The organism is Glycomyces tritici (assembly GCF_030403505.1).
Genome location: NZ_JAUEMJ010000003.1, coordinates 764167 through 783442, shown reverse-complemented (window position 1 = coordinate 783442; position 19276 = coordinate 764167). Strand labels below are relative to the sequence as shown.

Below are 19276 nucleotides of genomic sequence, written 5' to 3'. Positions count from 1 at the left end.
GAGCACCGAAATGACCACCAGCCTCTCCACCCAGGACCAGGTCACCATCCGCACCGCCGCCTACGGCACCGTCTCCCTGCTGTCGGCCGCCGGCATCGCCGGGTCCGCGCACAAGATCGGCACCGACGCCTCCCTGGCCCTGGTCGCCGCCACCGGCACCGTCGGCCACATCGTCGCGGACGCCAAGGGCGTCAAGCTCAAGGGCAAGTCCACCGCCGACCTGGCCGACCAGGTGTTCCCTGCGATCACCGAGTCGGTGCGGGTCCTGGAAGCCCACGACCCGGCCGAGGCCGAGAACTTCCGGACCACCATCGCGATCGTCATCGACGCCGCCAACCGCGCCCACAAGGGCGAGCCGAGCCCCGTCATGGCCGGGATGGTCCGCAAGATCGAGCAGGCCCTCAACGCCTAGCCCCGCCCGACGCCGCCGCGCCACCAGATCCGCCCGGACCTGGTGGCGCGGCGGCGTTCCCGGCCAAGGGGCACGGCGAAGGGCGCCGGCCAGAGGCCGACGCCCTTCGCTTCGCTTGCGCGCCTTAGATCATCGGGTGGCGGATGATGTTCTCTTCGCGGCCCGGCCCGACGCCGACGACGCTCACCTGGGCGCCGCACAGCTCTTCGAGCCGCTCGATGTAGCTCTGGGCGTTCGCCGGGAGCTCGTCGAACTTGCGGCAGTGGGAGATGTCCTCGAACCAGCCGTCGTGGTACTCGTAGATCGGCTTCGCGTGGTGCACATCGGTCTGCGTCATCGGCATCTCCTCGACGCGCTCGCCGTCCACCTCGTACGCGACGCAGATCGGGACGCGCTGCAGTTCCGAGAGCACGTCGAGCTTCGTCACGAACAGGTCCGTGATGCCGTTGACCCGCACCGCGTACCGGCCGAGGACCGCGTCGAACCAGCCGCAGCGGCGGCGGCGGCCCGTGGTGACGCCGTACTCGCCGCCCTTCTTGAGCAGGAACTCGCCGAACTCGTCGAACAGCTCCGTCGGGAACGGGCCCGAGCCCACGCGGGTCGTGTACGCCTTGATGATGCCGATCGCGGTCGTGATCTTGTTCGGCGCGATGCCGGTGCCGACGCAGGCGCCGCCGGTCGTCGGGTTCGAGGAGGTCACGAACGGGTAGGTGCCGTGGTCCACGTCGAGCATGGTCGCCTGCGCGCCTTCGAGGAGCACGTTCTTGCCCGCGTCCAGGGCCTGGTTGAGCAGCAGGCGCGTGTCCGCGATGTACGGCTTGAGCCGCTCGGCGTAGCCGAGGTACTCCTCGACCACGGCCTGCGGGTCGATCGCCTTGCGGTTGTAGACCTTCACGAGGATCTGGTTCTTCTCGCGGAGGATCTGCTCGAGCTTGATCGAGAGGATCTTCGGGTCGAGGAGGTCCTGCACGCGGATGCCCTGGCGCGCGACCTTGTCGGCGTACGCCGGGCCGATGCCGCGGCCGGTGGTGCCGATGCGCGCCCCGCCGAGGTACCGCTCGACCACGCGGTCGAGGGCCCGGTGGTGCGGCATGATGAGGTGCGCGTCCGATGAGAGCTTCAGGTTGGAGACGTCGACGCCGCCCCCGATGAGCTCGTCGAGCTCGGAGATGAGGAACTTCGGGTCGACCACCACGCCGTTGCCGATGACCGGGACGACGCCCGGGGTCAGGATGCCCACGGGCACCAGGTGGATGGCGTACTTCGTGCCGTCAGGGGTCACGACGGTGTGCCCGGCGTTGTTGCCGCCCTGGTAGCGCACGACGTAGTCCATCTCGGCGCCGAGCAGGTCGGTGACCTTGCCCTTGCCCTCGTCGCCCCACTGCGTTCCGACGACCGCGATCGCTGGCATCTGCCCATCCTCCCGGGAAGTTGATCACCCGATTACTTGGTAAGCCTACTTGCATGCATTTATGCGGGGTCTCACCAGGCCTAAGCACTATGAATCGGGTCCCCGTCACACCGTAAGGTGGCGGTTGTGAACGTCGTCGTGTTGACACTCGTGGAAGCCAATTGCGCGAACCCCGGACCGCGCACTCAGGCGCTGCATCTGGTGGACGAGCTCAAGGCGCGGGGCGCCGTCGTGCGCACCGCCGAGGCCGCCAAACCCGAGGAAGTCGACGTCGCATTCGCCGACCCGGACGAGCGGTTCGTGCTCGCCGCGGAGACGGACGAGCAGGTCAACGCGGTCATGGCGCGCCTTGTGCGCCAAGCCGTCCCGGCCCCGAGCCGGCGTCCCGAGGGGCTGCCGGACGGCCGCACGATCCCCGACCTCCCCGCGATCGCGATCCTTCCGCTGGCGACGGCGCCCGGGATCGTGGCGCGGCTCGGCCTGCCCGCGACGCCCGCGGACGTCGCCGCGGCGGTCGCCGAGGGAGTGGTGAAACGCACTGATCTGCTTCGCCACGACGGCGGCGGCGTCGCCGTCGACGGCGTGCGGCTGGGCGGCGGGGACCGGCCCTGGCGCGGGGTCGTGAACCTGGACGACGTGGTGCTGGCCGACGGCTCCGAGCAGATCCTGGCGTGCGTGGTCGCGAACGCGGACGGGTACGCGGCGACCGACGACATGGTGCTGGCCGAACCGGACCCGGCCGACGGGAAGATCGACGTCGCGGTCGCGGTGCCCGTGACGGTGGGGCGGTTCCGCAAGCGCCTGCGCATCGAGGTGCGCCGGGCGCGGGGGCGGGCTGTGGCGGTGCACCCGGAGGACTCCGTGACGTTCATTCAGGACGGCCTCGTGGGCGAGCTCGGCCGCAAGCGCACGTGGTGGATCGAGCCGGGCGCGGCGGGCTGGTACGCCGCGGAGGCGTAAGGGGTCCGAGGCGCCGGCGGTCTCGGGCACTGGCGGATTGAAACGTTTCGAGACCTTTGCCACCGCCCTGTCCCACTTAGTAAAACGGGGCGAAAAAGCTGGTCAGTGGGGTTGATGCGTCCTGCGGCTTCCCGTAGCCTGGAGTGCGCACCCGTACCTCCCCCAGTGAAGGAGCACCCCTGCATGGCGATCGTCTACGGCGGTGACTACAACCCCGAACAGTGGCCCCGCGAGACCTGGGCCGAGGACATGCGCCTCATGCGCGAGGCGGGCGTCAACCGCGTCAGTGTCGGCATCTTCTCCTGGGCCCTCTTCGAACCCGAAGAAGGCCGCTACGAGTTCGCGTGGTTCGACGAGGTGCTCGACCTCCTCGCCGCCAACGGCATCGAAGCCTGCCTCGCCACCCCCACCGCGTCCCCGCCGCCGTGGTTCGCCGCGACCTACCCCGAGGCGGTCATGGTCGACGCGGAGGGCCGCCAGCTCACGCACGGCTCCCGCCAGGGCTTCGACCCGTCCTCTGACGTCTACCTCGCCAAGGCCCTCGCCATCACCGAGAAGATCGCCGAGCGGTACGCGAACCACCCCGCGCTCGCCCTGTGGCATGTCCACAACGAGTACGGCTGCCACAACGCCCGCTCGTACACGAAGGCCGCGACCGCGAAGTTCCGCGTGTGGCTGCGCGAGCGCTACGGCGACCTCGACGGCCTGAACGCCGCGTGGGGCACCGCGTTCTGGTCGCAGGCCTACTCGTCTTGGGACCAGGTCTACGCGCCGCTCCCGACGCCGACGATCGCGAACCCGGGCCAGGTGCTGGACTGGAAGCGCTACTCGTCCTGGCGGCTCAAGCAGAACTACCTCGCCGAGGCCGCGGTCATCGGCAAGTACTCCGACAAGCCGATGACCACGAACTTCATGGCCGGCGGGCACCCCGACATCGACCTGTGGGAGTTCAGCGACGTCGTCGACGTCGTCACCACCGACCACTACCTCGTCGGCGAGAACGCCCACGTCAAGCTCGGCTTCGGCGCCGACTACGCGCGCTCGCTCGGCAACGGCAGGCCGTGGATCCTCATGGAGCACTCGACCTCCGCCGTCAACTGGCAGGGCCGCAACCGCGCCAAGGCGCCCCGCGAGATGCTCCGCAACTCCTTCCAGCACTTCGCGCGCGGCGCGGACGGCATCATGTTCTTCCAGTGGCGCGCCTCCAAGCAGGGCGCCGAGAAGTGGCACTCGGGCATGGTCCCGCACGCGGGCACCGACTCCAAGATCTGGCGCGAGGTCTGCGAACTGGGCGCGCGCCTGGGCGACCTCGCCGAGGTCGAGGGCTCGACCGTGAGCGCGGACACCGCGATCCTGTGGGACTTCCCGAACTCGTGGGCGCAGGAGCACGAGGCGCGCCCGACGAACGAGCTGACCGCCCAGGGCGTCTTCGACGTCTACTACGCGGCCCTGTGGCGGGCGGGCATCACCGCCGACGTCGCCGAGCCCGAAGGGGACCTGTCGAAGTACCGGTTCGTGGTCGTCCCCGCGGTCTACCTGCTCTCGCGCAAGGGCGCGGAGAACCTGCGGCAGTTCGTGAACGGCGGCGGCACCGTGCTCGTGACCCCGTACTCGGGGATCGCGGACGAGACCGACACGGTCTACCTCGGCGGCTACCCGGGCGCGATCCGCGACGTGCTCGGCGTGCGCAGCGAGGAGTTCTACCCGCTGATCGGCGGGAAGGTCGAGCTCGCCTCGGGCGGGCACGGCACGATCTGGAGCGAGGCGGCGGCATCGACGGGGGCCGAGGTCCGCGACACGTACGCGGACGGGTCCCCGGCGTGGCTGGTCAACCGCTTCGGCGAGGGCACCGCGCACTACCTGACGACGTTCCCGGACGACGCCACGCTCGACCGCATCGTCGCCGCCGCGGCCCAGGACGCGGGCGTGGAGCCGCCGGCCGAGGCCCCGGTCGGCGTCGAGGTCGTGCGCCGCGCCCACGACGACGGCCGCAGCTGGCTCTTCTGCATCAACCACACGGACGCCGACGCGCAGGTCAAGGCGGCCGACGCGGTGGTCGACGTCCCCGCGGGCGAGGTCGTGGTGCACCGAGAGCACGCGTGACTTCGGCGCACGCGAGCGCGCCCGGCCTGACCGGGCGAAACGCCGCGGCGGGAAGCCCTCGGCCGGTCTCGGTGCCGGAGGCTTCCCGCCGCTTTCGTTGTCACGGGCGACCCCGCGAAGCCGCGCAGCCGGCTCTGGTCGGCCGGGCATGTCGGACCTGTTGCGTAGTGTTGAAACGGGGGGTCCCAGGGTGTCCGATTCGCCCGGACCCTCCGTTCACATTCGTTCGCGAGACCCCAAGGGGCCGAACGGCACTCGCCCCCGAACGGCGCCGCCCCCGCCCTCCTCGTAGACGGCTGTGGCCGTGCTCGCCACCTGATCGAAATCCGATCGTTATCTAGGTGAGGCATGCTGGTCAGCGCCCGCGCCGTCACCGCGGCTGGGCGGTGTTCAGCGGAACGGCTCAGACGGAGGTGGGGTGCAATGGCAGCGGAGTACTCGAGTTTCGTGGCCATCGGCGACAGTTTCACCGAAGGCGTCGGCGACCCCGATCCGAACGGCGGCGACCGCGACCGCGGCTGGGCCGACCTGTTCGCCCACCGCGCCGCCGAGCAGTGGCCCGGCCTCGCCTACGCCAACCTCGCGATCCGCGGGCGGCTCTTCGACCGCATCGTCGACGAGCAGGTCGTCCCCGCGATCAAGCAGAGCCCCGACCTCGTCTCGTTCGCCGCCGGCGGCAACGACGCCCTCCGCCCCGGCTTCAACCCCGTGCAGCTCTCCACCCGCGCGCACGAAGTGGTCCGCCTCCTCAAGGCCTCCGGCGCCGAGGTCGTGCTCTTCACCTGCGCCGACATCACCCCGCACATCCCCGGCATCGCGGTCCTGCGCAAGCGCTTCGTCGCCACCAACGACGCCTACAAGCGCGTCGCCAAGCGCCACAACGCGGTGCTCGTCGACCTCTGGAACGACAAGGCGTTCGAGGACCCGCGCCTGTGGGCGGCGGACCGGCTCCACCTCAACACGTACGGGCACCAGCGCGTCGCCTACGACGTGTGCGAGGCCCTCGGCGTCGACCCCGACCCGTCATGGTCCGAGCCGCTCCCGCACCTGCCCCGGCCGCGCCGGGAGATGAACGGCGTCCAGTGGGCGGGCAAGCACTTCGCCCCCTGGGTGAAGCGCCGGCTCACCGGCAAGTCGAGCGGCGACGCCGTCGACCCCAAGCGCCCTGAACTCACCAAGGTGAAATGATGCGACGCCCGAACCGAACCGAGGAACGCTGATGGGCCTGCTCTTCAAACTCCTGGCGGTCATGGTCATCATCATGACCTGCGCCTTCTTCTTCGGGATCCTGTTCCGGAAGGGCCGCGGCAAGTAGCCGTCCCCGATCGTTCCTCGCGTTCTTCCTCGGCCGCTTCGGGGGTGGGCGTGGCGCTCCGGTCCGCGACAGGGCATCATGGAGAACTGTGGGACTCCTCCAGCGTCTGTTGGGGCGCCGGGACACACCAGATTCAGTGCCAGATCCCGCCGCCCAACCTGAACCTGCCTCCGAGCCCGAGGCCGCGCCCGAACCGGTCGCCTCCTCTGGCGCGCTAGACGATGCCGCCCCCGAGAGCAGCCCGGACCCTTTGCCGGACGCTGCGGAGGAGGACAGCATTCCTACCCAGGCGCCGGTCACCGGCCTGCGGCTCGTACCCGCGCTCGAGCCCGAGTACGAGCCCGAACCCGAGCCCGCGGGCCCGGTCCTCACGGCCGTGCCGGACCTCGAGCCCGACGAGGAACTGAAGCTCGTCCAGGACTTCGAACCTGATGAGGAACCCGAGCCCGTCGAGGAGTTCGAGCCGGACACCGCGCCGGAGCTCGAACCGGACGAGGCACCCGCGGACGCCACAGCGTCCGAACCGGAACCAGAGGCGGCGATCTTCGTGCCCGAGCGGCCCCGCCGCGAACTGCTCACATTGGACAAGCCGGTCCCGCCGCGCGGGCCGACCACCGGCCGCGACGAGATGATGCCGCGCATCGAGGACGACGAGTCCCTCGACATCGTCGGCTCCCCCCGCGGGGAGCTGCGCGCCGCCGGGCTCGCCGTGCCGAAGATGCACCAGCTGGTGCGGCGCGGCGACACGGCCATGTGGGCCTTCGTCGTCCGGCCCTCCGAAGCCCTGGGCTGGTGGCTCGACATCCGCCAGTCCGCCGAGCAGACGGGCTGGATGCCGGTCCTCCTCGGCGCGGCCGAGGAGTGGCGCGACAACGGCGAGGCGATCATCCACGAGGGCGACGACGAACTCACCCGCGCCGACGAGATCGACCCCGCCGAACTCCTGCACGACAAGGCCGCCGAGGCCGGCGAGCCCGCCCGCGGCGTCCCGATCCTGCCGCGCCGCGGCGACACCGACTTCGCCACTCCGCATGAGGCCCATGGTCTTCTCGGCCTGGTCAGGACCGACGCGGGCTGGAAGATCCCGGCGATGTTCCCGTGGAAGGGCTCCACGAACTGGGAGCTGTACGGCGCCGAGCACGCCGCGGTGCTGCACAGCTGGCACCGCCGCTTCGAGGCGGAGCTGGTCGCCATGACCTACGACGTGATCGAGTTGTACGTGCCGCATCCGCCGCGTGCCGAAGAGGCCCTTGCGGTCGCGGGCGAGGTCTACGCGTACTGCCCCGACCTGCTCGACAGCGGCGTGCCGACCCTCGAAGACCTCGCCGAGCACATGATCAGGTCGAAGGCCTGGTACTTCCACTGGTCGTAGCCGAGGTGGCGCACACGCGGGTGTGCGCCGCCTCAGCGCCGTGAGCTTTCCCGGTCGCCGCCCAGCGATGCGGACTTGCCGGGCCGGAGCGGCAGCGTGACCTCCAAGACCCACCGGTCCTCGGCATCCCGGCCCGCTTCGACCGTGCCGCCGAGGAGGCGCACGCGCTCGGCCATGCCTTCGAGCCCGCGGCCGTAGCCGGATCCGCCGCCGCCCGTCACCGGATTGGCGACGCGCAGGCCCAGCCGGTCCTCGCCGACGTCCACCGCCACCTCGACGGCGGCACCCGGTGCGTGCCGGAGGGCGTTCGTGATGCCTTCCTGCGCAATGCGGTACGCCTCGCGCGAGACCGCCGGGGCGACCGACTCGGGCTCGCCATCGACCTGCACCGCGATCGCCGCACCCGCCGCCGCGGCCCGTTCGCACAGCGGCGCCAGGTCGGCGAGTGTGGGCGCGGCGGTCACCGGCGCGGGCTCCTCCCGGAGCGCGCCGAGCGCGCGGTCGAGGTCGTCCAGGGCGGACCGCGACGACTCCTCGATCGCGGTGAGCGCGAGCCGGGCCGATGCGGGGTCGGATTCGAGCACCTGCCGGGCGACGGCCGCCTGGATGGTCGAGGTAGTGAGGGTGTGCCCGATGGCGTCGTGCAGCTCCCGCGCGAGCCGGTTGCGCGACGCGACCCGGCGGGCCTCCTCCTCGGCCGCGGCGAGGCGTTCGGCGAGTCCGGGCCCCAGGAGGCGCGCGGCGAGTCGGCGCATGAACGCCGCATACGCTGCGGCGCAATAGATCAGCGCGATGAGCAGCCCGGCCGCGACCGCAGCGGTCCAGGCCCCGGCCGCACCGGGACGGACTTCGACGGGGACCAGGATGGTGACCGTCTCGCCGCCGTCGAGCCAGACCGCCGGGAGGGCCATACCGACGAAGGCGATGGCGGTGGCGAGCATGAGGACCGCGCCCGAGAAGGCCCACAACAGGAACCAGGCGGCGGTCGACAACCGCCGCGGAGCAAGGGGTTCGGGCAGGCCGGCGCGCAGCAGGCGGTTCGCGGTGCGCACCGCGGCGCGACGCGAGGCCTTGGGCAGTCCGGCGGCTGCGACGGCGGCGCACCCGACCACTGCGAGCACCGGACCGGGGACCGGGCCGGGCCACGCCAACGCGAGCACGGCCGCAACAGGGACGCCGACGAGGGACGCCGCCGCCGCGGCGAGGAACGCGTGCGTCCACCCCAGCGGGGCGGCCGGGCCGCGGAAAGGGCGCAAGAGCTGTCGCATGCAGCGAGTCTGGCATTCGACGCGCGCAGGTGACTCCCTCCAGTGGGGGAGACGGGGCCGCGCCGCACGGGTGGCGTGGTCCAGGGTCGGCTCGGGAGGCGCGGGGCGCGGGCGGCTTCTCTTGAGATGGCTCGGTTTTCGGAGGGCGTGGGGTGCGGGCGGCGAGCTCCGCGGCCTGCGGCTACGACCCCATCGGCGCGCGGGCTCGTCGGTGCCGGCGGCGTCGAGCGACGGGGTGAGGTTGGCGGACACCGATTCCACATCGGAGGACTCGCCGATCATCTCTGGGGATGGCCCGGTTTTCGGAGGGTGCGGGGCGCGGCCGGCTCCGCTCGGGATCGCCCGGCTTTCGGAGACGCGGGCGGCCCTTCCCGGGGCCCCGGTCCTCGGAGGCGCGCCCCACCCCGGCTCCGAAGTCGCGTCGCACCACGGCTCCCTCCTACGAGGGAGACCGGATTCCCCACTGCTCGGGAGGCAACGCCGCACCCCGGCGGCGAGCGTTGGGGGACATCGTTTCGAGAGAGGACCTCCCCGTGGAGTCGAGAACCAAGGGCGTCATCGCCTTCATCGCCCTATCGTTCGGCCTTGCCTGGGCCGGCATGTTCGCCGCGGTGCTGCTGTTCGACCTGTCGCTGGTCAACCCGCTCGTGCAGCTCGCAGGCATCGCGTTCACTCCGGCGATCGCCGCGTTCATCTGCCGCAAATGGGTCACCCGAGAGGGCTTCGCCGACGCAGGGATGCGGCCGCGCCTGCGCGAGCAGTGGCGGCTGTATCTGGCCGCCTGGCTCGGCCCACTCGGTTTCGCCGCCGCCGCACTGGCCGTCGCGGTCGCACTGGGCCTGTGGGACTTCGACCCTGCCGCGTTCGAGCTGCTGCCCGGCCTGCCCGCGTGGGCGTCGATCGCGATCCTCCTGGTCGTCGTCATCGTGCTGACGCCGATCTACTGGGGCGAGGAGTTCGGCTGGACGAGCTACCTGCGGCTGCGGCTCGTCCCCGAACGACCGCTCCTGTCCACGCTGCTCACCGGCCTGATCTGGGCCGTCTGGCACTACCCGCTCGCGTTCCTCGGCTACATCGAGTTCGAGAACGTGACACTCGGCCTCGCGATCTGGACCGTCTCGTTCCTCTTCCAGGAGGTCATCCTCAGCTGGCTGCGCATCGCCAGCGGCTCGGTCTGGACCGCCAGCCTCGCCCACGCGGGCAACAACATGGTGCTCGCCCTGCTCGTCGGCATCGCGGTCGGCGAGGACCGGGTGAACACCGGCGCGCTCCTCGGCCTCGTGCCGATGGTCGCGGTCGCCGCCTGGCTCCTGCTCAGCGGGCGCCTCACCGCGGACCGGCCCGCCGACGTCCCGCTGGAGCGCGAACCGGTCGCCGCCGTGCGCTGATCTCGCTCTCGCGAGGGAGGCGGGCCCGGGGGCGGGGTGGCATCATCGACCGGTGACCACCCCGCCCGTGACCGTGCTCATCGCCGACGACGACCCTCTCGTCCGCACCGGCCTCCGCACCCTCCTCGCCGCCCAGCCCGGCATCGAGCCGGTCGCCGAGGCCTCCGGCGGCGCCCAAGTGCTCCCGCTGGTGCGGCAGTTCCGGCCCGACGTGGTGCTCATGGACGTGCGCATGCCCGACCTCGACGGGATCGCCGCGACCAGGCTCTTGCGCGAATCGCTCGCCGACCCGCCGCACGTCCTGGTCATCACCACCTTCGAGAACGACGACTACGTCTACGAGGCATTGCGAAGCGGGGCAGGCGGTTTCGTGCTCAAGCGGGCGGACATCGGCCAGATCGCGCTGGCGGTCCGGGTGGTCGCGAGCGGCGCGCTCCTGTTCCCGGAGGCGATCCGGGCGCTGGCGGCCGCGCACGCCCCGCCGCCGGGGAACGCGCACGGCCCGGTCGCGCTGACCCCGCGCGAGGCGGAGGTGCTGCGGCTGGTCGCCGAGGGACTGTCGAACCAGGCGATCGCCTCGCGCCTGTTCCTGGGCCTGGAGACGGTGAAGACCCATGTGGGTAGCGTGCTCACGAAGCTGGGGGCGCGCAACCGCACTGAGGCGGTCATCATGGCGTACGAGTCGGGTTTCGTGCGCCCCGGCGAACGACGGTTACCCGGGCGAACGACGGTTACCGTTCGATCCGCGTTGTCACAGTGGCACAACAGAACACGCTGCTCCGTTCTTGCCCCCACTGTCTACTCTCCTTACAGCTTCACGTTCCGTGGGGCTATGCCTACCCTTCGCAAGACAGGAAAACAGAATGGTGAAGAGAATTCTGGCGCTGCTCGCCACCGGAATGGCGGCGGCGACGCTCGTGCTGGTCACTGCCGCCCCGGCCCAGGCAGAGGACTTCAGCGAGTACAACCTCGCGGTCGCCGCGAGGCCGGGCACGGCCACGCGGGTGTGCGACGACTTCGGCGGCCAGGTCATCGGCTGCATGCAGCACTACGGTGACGTCATCTGGGTGGCCGACACCGCGGCGGACGGCCATTCGGTCGGCGTCGTCTGGCACGACCTCGACAGCGGCCGGTCCGGGATCTGCATGGACCGGCGCGGCAAGGCCGCCGGCTGGACTAAGTGCGACAAGGACTTCGTCGAGGGCCACGAGGTCCGCTGGGGAGTCTTCTCGGAGCAGTACCTCACCCAGGAGGTGCTCTACGAGGTGGTCAACAGCAACTACACGGTGATGTAGTTCTGCGGGCCCGCGCCGTCGGTCGACGGCGGTGCGGGTCCGCCGTTCTCCGGCCCCTGGCGGCGGGGTCTACTCCTCCTTGAGGCTCGCCTCCATGCGCGGCGCGAGGCCGTCGAGGAAGCGGTCGACGCCGTACCGCATCGCGTCGTGGCCGGTGAGGTCCCAGGCCTGGTCGTCGGTGAACCGCAGGATGTGCTTGTACCGCCCTGAGGTGATCGCGCGCTCGAGATAAGTGGCCTGGTGGGCCCACCATTCGGCTTCGCCGGTCTCGGGTCCTTCGTCGTCGCTGTCGCGGAGCAGGTACTGGCGCGCCGTGCCCGTCACGATGTTCATCAGGGCCGTGATGATCAGGTTGATCTCGCGGTCGGGCAGGTCGTGCCCTTCGAAGGCGCCGAGCACGAAGTCGTAGCCGTGGAGCGAGTCCGGGCCGAGCACCGGCCGCTTCTGGTTGATCTCCAGCAGCCACGGGTGCTGGACGTAGACCTGCCATGTGCCTTCGGCGAAGAGGTTCAGGGCCTCGCGCCAGTGGATCTGGGCGAGTTCGGGCGCGTCGTCGCCGATCCTCGAGAGCCGGTCGACCATGAGGTCGATGAGTTCGCGCTTGCCGGGGACGTACCGGTAGATCGTCATGGCGCCCACGTCGAGCTCCGCGGCGACGCTGCGCATCCCGAAGCAGCTGCCTTCGCGGTCGGCGACCGCGATGGCGGCCTCGATGATCCGGTCGACGGTGAGCTTCGGCTTCGGCCCGGGCTTGCTGTGCTGCGGGCCGAATTCGCGCCAGAGCAGCTCCAGGCTTCGTTGGGGGTCGCCCGCCCCCGTCTGTGGTGTCGCCATAGGGGCCTCATGATATCGCGCTTGCTAATCGGGTACGTTGTATGCTATTACTGGGTACAGCGTACCCGATTGAAGGGGAACTATCAATGCCTACCACCACCGTCGAGGCGACCAACCTCGGCAAACGATTCAAGGACACCGCCGCGCTCGAAGGCTTCGACCTCACCGCCGAAGCCGGAACCGTCCTGGGTCTGCTCGGCCCCAATGGCGCGGGCAAGACCACCACCGTCCGCATCCTCAGCACCCTGCTGCGCTTCGACACCGGCAGCGCCACCGTCGCCGGCTTCGACGTCTCGCGCGAGGCCCGCCAGGTGCGCCGCCGCATCGGCCTCACCGGCCAGCAGACCGCCGTCGACGAACTCCTCACCGCCCGCCAGAACCTCGTCCTCTTCGGCAAGCTCTTCCGGCTCAACAAGACCCGCGCCGGCGAGCGCGCCGACCAGCTCCTCGCCCAGTTCGGCCTCGCCGACGCCGCGGACCGCCAGGCCAAGGGCTTCTCCGGCGGCATGAAGCGCCGCCTCGACCTCGCCGCGAGCATGATCCTCGCCCCGCAGGTGCTCTTCCTCGACGAGCCCACCACGGGCCTGGACCCGGCCGGGCGCCGCGAGGTCTGGGACGCCGTCGAGGGCCTGGCCGCGGACGGCACCACCGTCGTCCTCACCACCCACTACCTCGACGAGGCCGACCGCCTCTGCGACCGCATCGCCGTCATCGACCACGGCCGCAACCTCATCGACGACACCCCCGCCGGGCTCAAGCGCCGCATGGGCGCCGACCGGCTCGAGATCATCGCCGCCGACCCGGCCGACCTCCCCGCGCTCCGGGAGATCATCGCCTCGGTCGCGGACGGCGAGACCGTCGTCGACGAGGGCGCCTCCAGCGTCGCCGCGCCCGTCAAGGACCCCGTCCCCGCCCTTACCGCCGCCGCCACGGCGGTGCAGGACAAGCGCCTCACCGTCGCCGACATCGGTCTGCGCCGCCCCACCCTCGACGAGGCCTTCCTCGAACTGATCGCCAAGGAGGACCAGTGACCACACTCGCCCCGCTCCCCGACGAGACCCTCGCCGGGCGGCTCAAATGGACGCTCCACGACTACCGCGCCATCGTCGGCCAGGAGTTCACGCACCTGGTGCGCCAGCCGGTGAACTTCGCCTGGCAGCTCGGCTTCCCGATCGTGATGGTGCTGCTGTTCGTCTACGTCTTCGGCTCCGCCATGGACGTCACGGGTGAGGGCGCCGGCGTCGACTACGTCGCGTACGCCATGCCCGGCATGTTCGCCATGACCATGGCCTTCGGCTTCACCAACACGGCCTGGGCCGTGGCCGAGGCCAAGCAGAAGGGGTTCATCGACCGGGTGCGCTCGATGCCGATGGCCTCCTCCGCGGTGGTCGTCGGGCGCAACATCGCGGACACGATCCACGCCGCCGTCGACCTCCTCGTGCTCTTCATAATCGCCCTGGTCATCGGCTGGCGCTCGAACGGCACCTTCTGGGAGACCGTGGGCGCCTTCGCGATCCTGCTCTGGCTGCGCTTCGCCCTCATCTGGGTCGGCGTTTGGCTCGGGCTCCTGGTCAAGAGCGTCGAGCAGGCCGGGAACCTCTTCGCGATCGCGTTCCCGTTCGGCATGATCTCCTCGGTGTTCACCCCGCCCGAGCTCATGCCCGGCTGGCTGGGCGCCATCGCCGCGTGGAACCCGGTGTCCGCCACGGCGACCGCGATCCGCGAGCTCTTCGGCAACCCGAGCGCGGTCGGCGACTCCTGGCCCGAGCAGCACGCGCTGACGGCCGCGATCATCTGGCCGGTGATCATCACGGCGATCTTCCTGCCGCTCGCGGTCCGGAAGTTCCAGAACCTCGGCCGCTAGGCCGGATCGAGGCCGCAGACCTGAGGGAAACAGGAAGGGGCCCGCGCCGCACCCGGCGTGGGCCCCGCTCCCATTCTCAGGCTTCGGCGCGGGCGACCTCTCATTCGGACGGTCCGGTGCATTCTCCGCGAAACAGCGAACATCGATAGTGTCCCCTGTCTCAATTTCATATCGAAGTGGCGTGACGTGGGGGAGCGATTCCACCGCTCTGCCCATTATCTGCCTTTTGCTTGGGCGCCTTGTTCGGTCATGCCGGATTTCGGTGTTCTGTATCCCCTGGCTACCTGCGATAGCTTGAAAGCAGCGCAAGGCCGCGCCCCCGGTGCGGCGACCCCGCACGTGCTCGCGACCTCGCGCACCGGCATCCGGAGCGTTCTCGCTGGGAAGGCTCCTCACGGTCTGTGGTCGGAACCCGACACACGCGGATCGGTCCAGAAATGACCGCGCATCCTTGGCGTCGCTGATCGGACGCGAATGCCGTCCCTCCCGGTGTTCAATACCCGCTCCAGTCTTCGACGAGGCGCGTCATCCCTCGAATCGAAAGCAGCACAGAAAAATGACCAAGAGGCGACACCTACCCGCACTCTTCGCCACGGCAGCCCTGGCCACCGCCGCGGGCTGCACCGACGACGAGAGCCCGGCGGACGACGGGGACGGCGAGTTCCCGCGCAGCAAGACCCTCTACTCGACCGGCACGGCCTGGGGCCCACCCGGCGACTTCAACCCCATCTCGGCCGGCGGCGTCACCGGCCTCAACGGCCTCGGCTACGAGTACCTCTTCGTGTTCGACACCGTCGAGCAGCGGCTCAGCCCCTGGCTCGCCGAATCCGGCGAATGGACCTCCGAGCGCGAGTTCGAGCTGCGCCTGCGCAGCGGTGTCAAATGGAGCGACGGCAAGCCGCTCACGGCCGACGACGTGGCGTTCACCTTCGAGCTCGGCAAGATCGAGGGCGTGCCGTACGGCGGCGTCTGGGACTGGCTGGACGAGGCCCAGGTCGTCGACGAGCACACCGTGAAGTTCCGCTTCTCCGATGCGCGCCAGCAGGAGTGGGACAACTTCCTGTACACCCACGTGATCGTCCCCAAGCACGTCTTCGAGGCGTACACCGCCGAGGAACTGCTGACCGGCCCGCTCGACCCGAACCCGGTGGTCACCGGGCCGTACGGGGTGCACAGCTTCGACGACACGCGGATCGTCTGGGTCAAGCGCGAGAGCTGGTGGGCCGCCGAGGCGCTCGGCCTCGAAGTCAAGCCGCAGTACATTGTGGATCTTGTGACGCTCGGCAACGAGGACATCCTCAACATGCTCATCGAAGGCCGCCTCGACCTCGCCAACAACTTCATGGCGGGCATCGCGGACTTTCTCCAGGGCGATCCCGAGCTCACCACCTACTACGACAAGCCGCCGTTCATGTCGCCGGTCAACACCGCCATGCTCGTGCCGAACACCACCCGCAAGCCGCTGGACGACCCGAAGTTCCGCCGGGCCATGGCCCACGCGATCAGTCCGGGCGAGATCGTGGACGCCGTCTACGGCGGCATGGTGAGCGAAGCGCACCCCACTGGGCTCCTCCCGATCTGGGAGCGCTACTACGATCAGGCGGCGGTGAGCGAGCACGGTTTCGTGTTCGAGCCCTCCAGCGCGGTTGAGATGCTGGAGGCGGCCGGGTACAAGGACGAGGACGGCGACGGCTTCGTGGAGACCCTCGACGGCGAGAAGATCGAGCTGCAGCTGGTCGTCCCGGCAGGCTGGACCGACTGGGAGGACGCGGCCGTCTCCCTCGCTCGCGACCTCAGCGATGTGGGCATCAGGGTTCAGGCCGTCTTCATCGACGCCGCCGAGGTCGACGCCACCCGCGAAAGCGGTGACTTCGACCTGCAGATCAACAACCGCAGCGGGCTCACCAACTCGCCGTGGAGCCACTTCCGGCACCTGTTCGAGCTGCCGATCCGCGACACCCAAGCCCTCTCGAACTTCTCTCGCTGGGAGGACGAGACCGCTTGGGAGCTCACGCAGGAGCTCGCGACCCTCGCCGCCGACGATCCGCACTACGCCGAGTTGATCGCCGAACTCCAGGCGATCGTGATGCGTGATCTTCCGGCGATTCCGATCTGGTACAACGGCGCCTGGTCGCAGGCGTGCAACGCGGTATGGACGGGCTGGCCGACGGGGAACGAGGGCGAGGCCGGGGTCTACGCGAGCTTCTGGAACGAGATGTGGGGCCTCGGCGGGGTTCGCATGCTCACCGAGATCCGGAGAGTGGAGTAGCGGCTGGAGGTCGAAGGGCGCGGCGACGCGGCGACGACACTGCGGCGGGGCGCGGCCATCGGCTGCGGCCCGCCGACCCCCGCCGCGCGCCGCGGCCCGGGTTCAGGGTGCGGCGGACGCGTAGCGCGGATCCCACGGTCAGCGGGCCGTCACGACGAGGGTGCGGCGGACGCCGGGTCCGAACGCATGGGCCAGCGGGCCGTCACGACGTCCGAGCCGCTGCGTGCCGTCGCTGCTGTCGATGAAAGGGCTCAGGTGTCCGCTGCTCAGTTGGATTCGTCCGGGTTGATGACACCGATGCCGAGGGCGAACCAAGGGTCCTCGCCGTCGTCTTCATCGTCGTCCTCGTACAGGTCGTCGGGCTCGGGCGAGTCGAGACCTGCGGACCAGGCGAGTAGCGGCGGACCCTCATCCCCTGGCGGGATGACGAATGCGGCACGACCAGGTGTCCCCCGCCTCACTGCGGGCCCAGGGCTACATTCCGCGGCGGTACAGGAACATCCGCGACAAGTGACGGATCACCGGCGGCGGGGCTCCGGCTCCGCTGCCGGTCACGTGCCGCAGGCGCGGCGGGTGCCGGGCCCGTACGCCGACCGCACACGGGCGAAGGGGCCCGCACCGCTACCCGAATGAGCGGTGCGGGCCCTGTTTTCCTCCCGGCTCCGGAGGAAAGCCTTGCTACCAGCCGACCCAGGCGGTGCGCTCGTAGGCGCCGCCGAGCTGGTTGGCCTGGAGGCCGGCGTTGGAGAGGGTCCAGAGCTGATCGCCGATCACGATGGTGCGCATGATCTGCGTGTTGTACGGGTCGACATCGCCCTCGCTGTGGTCGATCCAGGTCTCCTCGGTGAGGGAATCCGCGCCGATCCCGAGCACCAGCACCCCGGCTTGGTACTCCATGTCCCAGTCCTGCACCGGAATCACCGCGATCGAGGCCTCCTCCCAGTACAGGAATGCGTGGGGGTCGTACAGCACGGTCGAGTCCGCGCCCTCGCGGAGGTACTGGTCCAGCACGGCGGCTTCGTCTGCGGCCGTGTCGAACAGGCTCACCTGGAGGCCCATGGTCTGGCCCTCGGGCGTGGCCTCCTGGCCGACGCCGAGCAGGCGGTCCGGGCCGACCGGGTGCAGGTAGCCGGAGTAACCGGTGATCTTGAGTTCGCCGGTGACGACCGGGTTCGACGGGTCGGAGAGGTCGAGCGTGTACAGCGGGTCGGTCTGGCGGAAGGTCACCACGTAACCGGTGTCGCCGAGGAAGCGGACCGCGTAGATCTGCTCGTCCACACCGAGATCGGTCACCGAACCGGTCTCCTCGAGCGCGTCGTCGCCGACCGCGAAGACCGTCACCGTCGACTTCGACGTCTCGCCCTCCTCGGCTTCGGCCTGGCCGCCCCAGACGCAGTCCATCCACGGGCCGCAGCCGCTGCCGGTCGGCATCTCGGTCGTCGCCACCCGCAGGTGGCCGTCGTACTCGCTCAGCGAGTACTGGTTGAGCAGCGTTCCCGGCACGGCCGCCTCGCCGGCCAGGCGGGCCTGGCCGTCCGCGAACGTGAACCGGTAGATCTCGCTCTCGGCCTTCGCCTCCTCATCGCCCCACGCATAGTCGTAGTGGGCCAGGTAGAGGCTTTCGTCGGTGCCGTGCACCATCGAGCCGTCGACCATCACCGTGTGGGGCGCGGCCTCGGTCCAGGCGCCGTCGGCGGGCAGCGCGAGCACGCTCACCGAGGAGCCGGTGAACCGGTCGGGGTGCGCGATCTCCGCGCAGTCGACCTCGTGCGCCGTGCCGTTGACCTCATAGGACGGCAGCCAGTCCGTGAGCTCGGTGTCGCGCACGGCTTCGGCGACGGCCTCGTCCGAGGAGTCGGAGCCGTACAGCTCCTCCCATACGGGCTGGATCTGCGGTTCGGTGCCGATCGCCAGGCGCACTTCGCCGTCCACCAGGCGGGCGTCCACCATGGAGCCTTCCATGGTGAAGGTGTCGAGTACGTCCAGCGAGGTCGGGTCCAGACGCTCCAGCCGGAACTCGCTCAAGTACGCGCCGTCCACCTCGGTGCTCAACGCGGACATCAGGAGCAGCTCGTCGTCGCCGAGGAACAGCTGGTGGCCCCAGGCTTCGCTCTCGGTCGGGCGCTCGGCCACGACCTCGCCCGAGCGGGTGTCGGTCACGCGCACTGCGTCGTAGTCGGTGACGGAGTAGATGAACGTGCCGTCGGTCTTCACGATGTCCGGTTCGTCAACGCCCGCAACGGCATTGTTGGTGCCGGAGTGGGAGTCGTCCCTCGCGCCCTGGGTGGGCGACTCGGCGGTCGTGCCCGCCGCGGAGTCGCCGGCGGCGAACTCCTCTTCGAGGGGGATCGACTCGTTGAAATCGAAGTTCTCGAACGCGGTGATCGCCGCGTCCTGGATGCCTTCGAGCGCGTCGTCGCACGAGTCGAACGCAGTGAGCTGGGCGGAGACGGGAACCCAAGGGATCGATTCGACCGAGAGCTCGCCGTCGGGGGACTGAGAGGTGCACGCGCTCGCGGCGGCGACGACCGCCGCCGAGGCGCATGCGATGAGGAGTCTGGGCTTCATGCTCTTCGGACGCCGCGCCCCGCGAAACGGTTCCCGCCGGAAACGACGAGGGCCCGCAGGGGACTCGAACACCTCGAGCTCACCAGAACGACCACGGGTCCGCAGGGGTCTCGAACACCCCGGGCCCACCAGAACGGCCACGGGTCCGCAGGGTCTCGAACACGCCGGGCCCACCGGAAACGACGACGGGCCCGCGGGTGCTCTGCGCACCCCGGGC

At 70.2% G+C, this 19276-nt stretch carries 15 protein-coding genes and 1 pseudogene; 11 read left to right on the top strand and 5 right to left on the bottom strand.

The genetic code is table 11. From position 1 onward, the window contains the following. The first annotated feature begins 10 nt into the window (after window positions 1-10). Window positions 11-412: a hypothetical protein gene (locus tag QWI33_RS13885; protein ID WP_289957736.1), complete on the top strand. Its 402-nt coding sequence runs from the start codon at window positions 11-13 to the stop codon at window positions 410-412. Between the two features lie 124 nt (window positions 413-536). Here QWI33_RS13885 and QWI33_RS13880 read toward each other — a convergent pair whose 3' ends face one another. After that, window positions 537-1823 (bottom strand): adenylosuccinate synthase, encoded by a 1287-nt coding sequence (locus tag QWI33_RS13880; protein ID WP_289957735.1) that lies wholly within the window; start codon window positions 1821-1823, stop codon window positions 537-539. Between the two features lie 126 nt (window positions 1824-1949). On the opposite strand from QWI33_RS13880, the gene QWI33_RS13875 reads away from it, so the two are divergent. The 4 genes from QWI33_RS13875 to QWI33_RS13860 all read left to right on the top strand — a co-directional run bounded on the left by QWI33_RS13875 (window position 1950) and on the right by QWI33_RS13860 (window position 7573). Further along, a complete protein-coding gene (locus QWI33_RS13875) occupies window positions 1950-2783 on the top strand; it encodes a hypothetical protein (protein WP_289957734.1) in 834 nt (277 codons plus the stop codon). Window positions 2784-2966: 183 nt separating this feature from the next. Continuing rightward, window positions 2967-4886, top strand: a complete 1920-nt coding sequence (locus tag QWI33_RS13870; RefSeq protein ID WP_289957733.1) for a beta-galactosidase — start codon at window positions 2967-2969, stop codon at window positions 4884-4886. Between the two features lie 423 nt (window positions 4887-5309). Then, window positions 5310-6074, top strand: coding sequence for an SGNH/GDSL hydrolase family protein (locus QWI33_RS13865; RefSeq protein WP_289957732.1), 765 nt, complete (start codon window positions 5310-5312; stop codon window positions 6072-6074). Window positions 6075-6337: 263 nt separating this feature from the next. Beyond that, a complete protein-coding gene (locus tag QWI33_RS13860) occupies window positions 6338-7573 on the top strand; it encodes a DUF4253 domain-containing protein (protein WP_289957731.1) in 1236 nt (411 codons plus the stop codon). A gap of 32 nt (window positions 7574-7605) precedes the next feature. Here the strand turns inward: QWI33_RS13860 and QWI33_RS13855 are convergent, their stop codons facing one another. Then, the gene (locus tag QWI33_RS13855; protein WP_289957730.1) at window positions 7606-8841 is read right to left on the bottom strand and encodes a sensor histidine kinase; all 1236 of its coding nucleotides are present in this window, start codon (window positions 8839-8841) and stop codon (window positions 7606-7608) included. A 533-nt stretch (window positions 8842-9374) separates the two neighbouring features. On the opposite strand from QWI33_RS13855, the gene QWI33_RS13850 reads away from it, so the two are divergent. The 3 genes and pseudogenes from QWI33_RS13850 (at window position 9375) to QWI33_RS13840 (ending at window position 11524) form a co-directional block, all read left to right on the top strand. Further along, the gene (locus tag QWI33_RS13850; RefSeq protein WP_289957729.1) at window positions 9375-10229 is read left to right on the top strand and encodes a CPBP family intramembrane glutamic endopeptidase; all 855 of its coding nucleotides are present in this window, start codon (window positions 9375-9377) and stop codon (window positions 10227-10229) included. A gap of 52 nt (window positions 10230-10281) precedes the next feature. Then, window positions 10282-10932 (top strand): annotated as a pseudogene (locus tag QWI33_RS29370) (response regulator transcription factor); the annotation flags it as partial. A 337-nt stretch (window positions 10933-11269) separates the two neighbouring features. Next, window positions 11270-11524 carry a hypothetical protein gene (locus QWI33_RS13840; protein WP_289957727.1) on the top strand — a complete coding sequence of 85 codons (255 nt, stop codon included), beginning with the start codon at window positions 11270-11272 and terminating at the stop codon, window positions 11522-11524. A 69-nt stretch (window positions 11525-11593) separates the two neighbouring features. Here the strand turns inward: QWI33_RS13840 and QWI33_RS13835 are convergent, their stop codons facing one another. Further along, a complete protein-coding gene (locus QWI33_RS13835) occupies window positions 11594-12358 on the bottom strand; it encodes a TetR/AcrR family transcriptional regulator (protein WP_289957726.1) in 765 nt (254 codons plus the stop codon). Window positions 12359-12444: 86 nt separating this feature from the next. Here QWI33_RS13835 and QWI33_RS13830 point away from each other — a divergent pair, with 86 nt between their 5' ends. From QWI33_RS13830 to QWI33_RS13820, 3 genes are all read left to right on the top strand, one after another. Beyond that, window positions 12445-13389: an ATP-binding cassette domain-containing protein gene (locus QWI33_RS13830; RefSeq protein ID WP_289957725.1), complete on the top strand. Its 945-nt coding sequence runs from the start codon at window positions 12445-12447 to the stop codon at window positions 13387-13389. Further along, a complete protein-coding gene (locus tag QWI33_RS13825; protein ID WP_289957724.1) occupies window positions 13386-14222 on the top strand; it encodes an ABC transporter permease in 837 nt (278 codons plus the stop codon). The genes QWI33_RS13830 and QWI33_RS13825 overlap by 4 nt, the downstream gene beginning before the upstream one ends. A gap of 556 nt (window positions 14223-14778) precedes the next feature. Further along, window positions 14779-16491, top strand: a complete 1713-nt coding sequence (locus QWI33_RS13820; protein ID WP_289957723.1) for an ABC transporter substrate-binding protein — start codon at window positions 14779-14781, stop codon at window positions 16489-16491. 266 nt (window positions 16492-16757) lie between these two features. Here QWI33_RS13820 and QWI33_RS13815 read toward each other — a convergent pair whose 3' ends face one another. Both QWI33_RS13815 and QWI33_RS13810 read right to left on the bottom strand, forming a co-directional pair. Beyond that, the gene (locus QWI33_RS13815) at window positions 16758-16952 is read right to left on the bottom strand and encodes a hypothetical protein (protein WP_289957722.1); all 195 of its coding nucleotides are present in this window, start codon (window positions 16950-16952) and stop codon (window positions 16758-16760) included. A 217-nt stretch (window positions 16953-17169) separates the two neighbouring features. Beyond that, window positions 17170-19059, bottom strand: coding sequence for a beta-propeller domain-containing protein (locus QWI33_RS13810; RefSeq protein WP_289957721.1), 1890 nt, complete (start codon window positions 19057-19059; stop codon window positions 17170-17172). Window positions 19060-19276 lie beyond the last annotated feature (217 nt).

Coding starts and splice junctions, on each gene's coding strand:
- QWI33_RS13885 (WP_289957736.1), top strand. CDS start 11: ATGACCACCAGCCTCTCCACCCAGGACCAGGTCACCATCCGCACCGCC.
- QWI33_RS13880 (WP_289957735.1), bottom strand. CDS start 1,823: ATGCCAGCGATCGCGGTCGTCGGAACGCAGTGGGGCGACGAGGGCAAG.
- QWI33_RS13870 (WP_289957733.1), top strand. CDS start 2,967: ATGGCGATCGTCTACGGCGGTGACTACAACCCCGAACAGTGGCCCCGC.
- QWI33_RS13865 (WP_289957732.1), top strand. CDS start 5,310: ATGGCAGCGGAGTACTCGAGTTTCGTGGCCATCGGCGACAGTTTCACC.
- QWI33_RS13855 (WP_289957730.1), bottom strand. CDS start 8,841: ATGCGACAGCTCTTGCGCCCTTTCCGCGGCCCGGCCGCCCCGCTGGGG.
- QWI33_RS13840 (WP_289957727.1), top strand. CDS start 11,270: ATGCAGCACTACGGTGACGTCATCTGGGTGGCCGACACCGCGGCGGAC.
- QWI33_RS13835 (WP_289957726.1), bottom strand. CDS start 12,358: ATGGCGACACCACAGACGGGGGCGGGCGACCCCCAACGAAGCCTGGAG.
- QWI33_RS13830 (WP_289957725.1), top strand. CDS start 12,445: ATGCCTACCACCACCGTCGAGGCGACCAACCTCGGCAAACGATTCAAG.
- QWI33_RS13820 (WP_289957723.1), top strand. CDS start 14,779: ATGACCAAGAGGCGACACCTACCCGCACTCTTCGCCACGGCAGCCCTG.
- QWI33_RS13810 (WP_289957721.1), bottom strand. CDS start 19,059: ATGAAGCCCAGACTCCTCATCGCATGCGCCTCGGCGGCGGTCGTCGCC.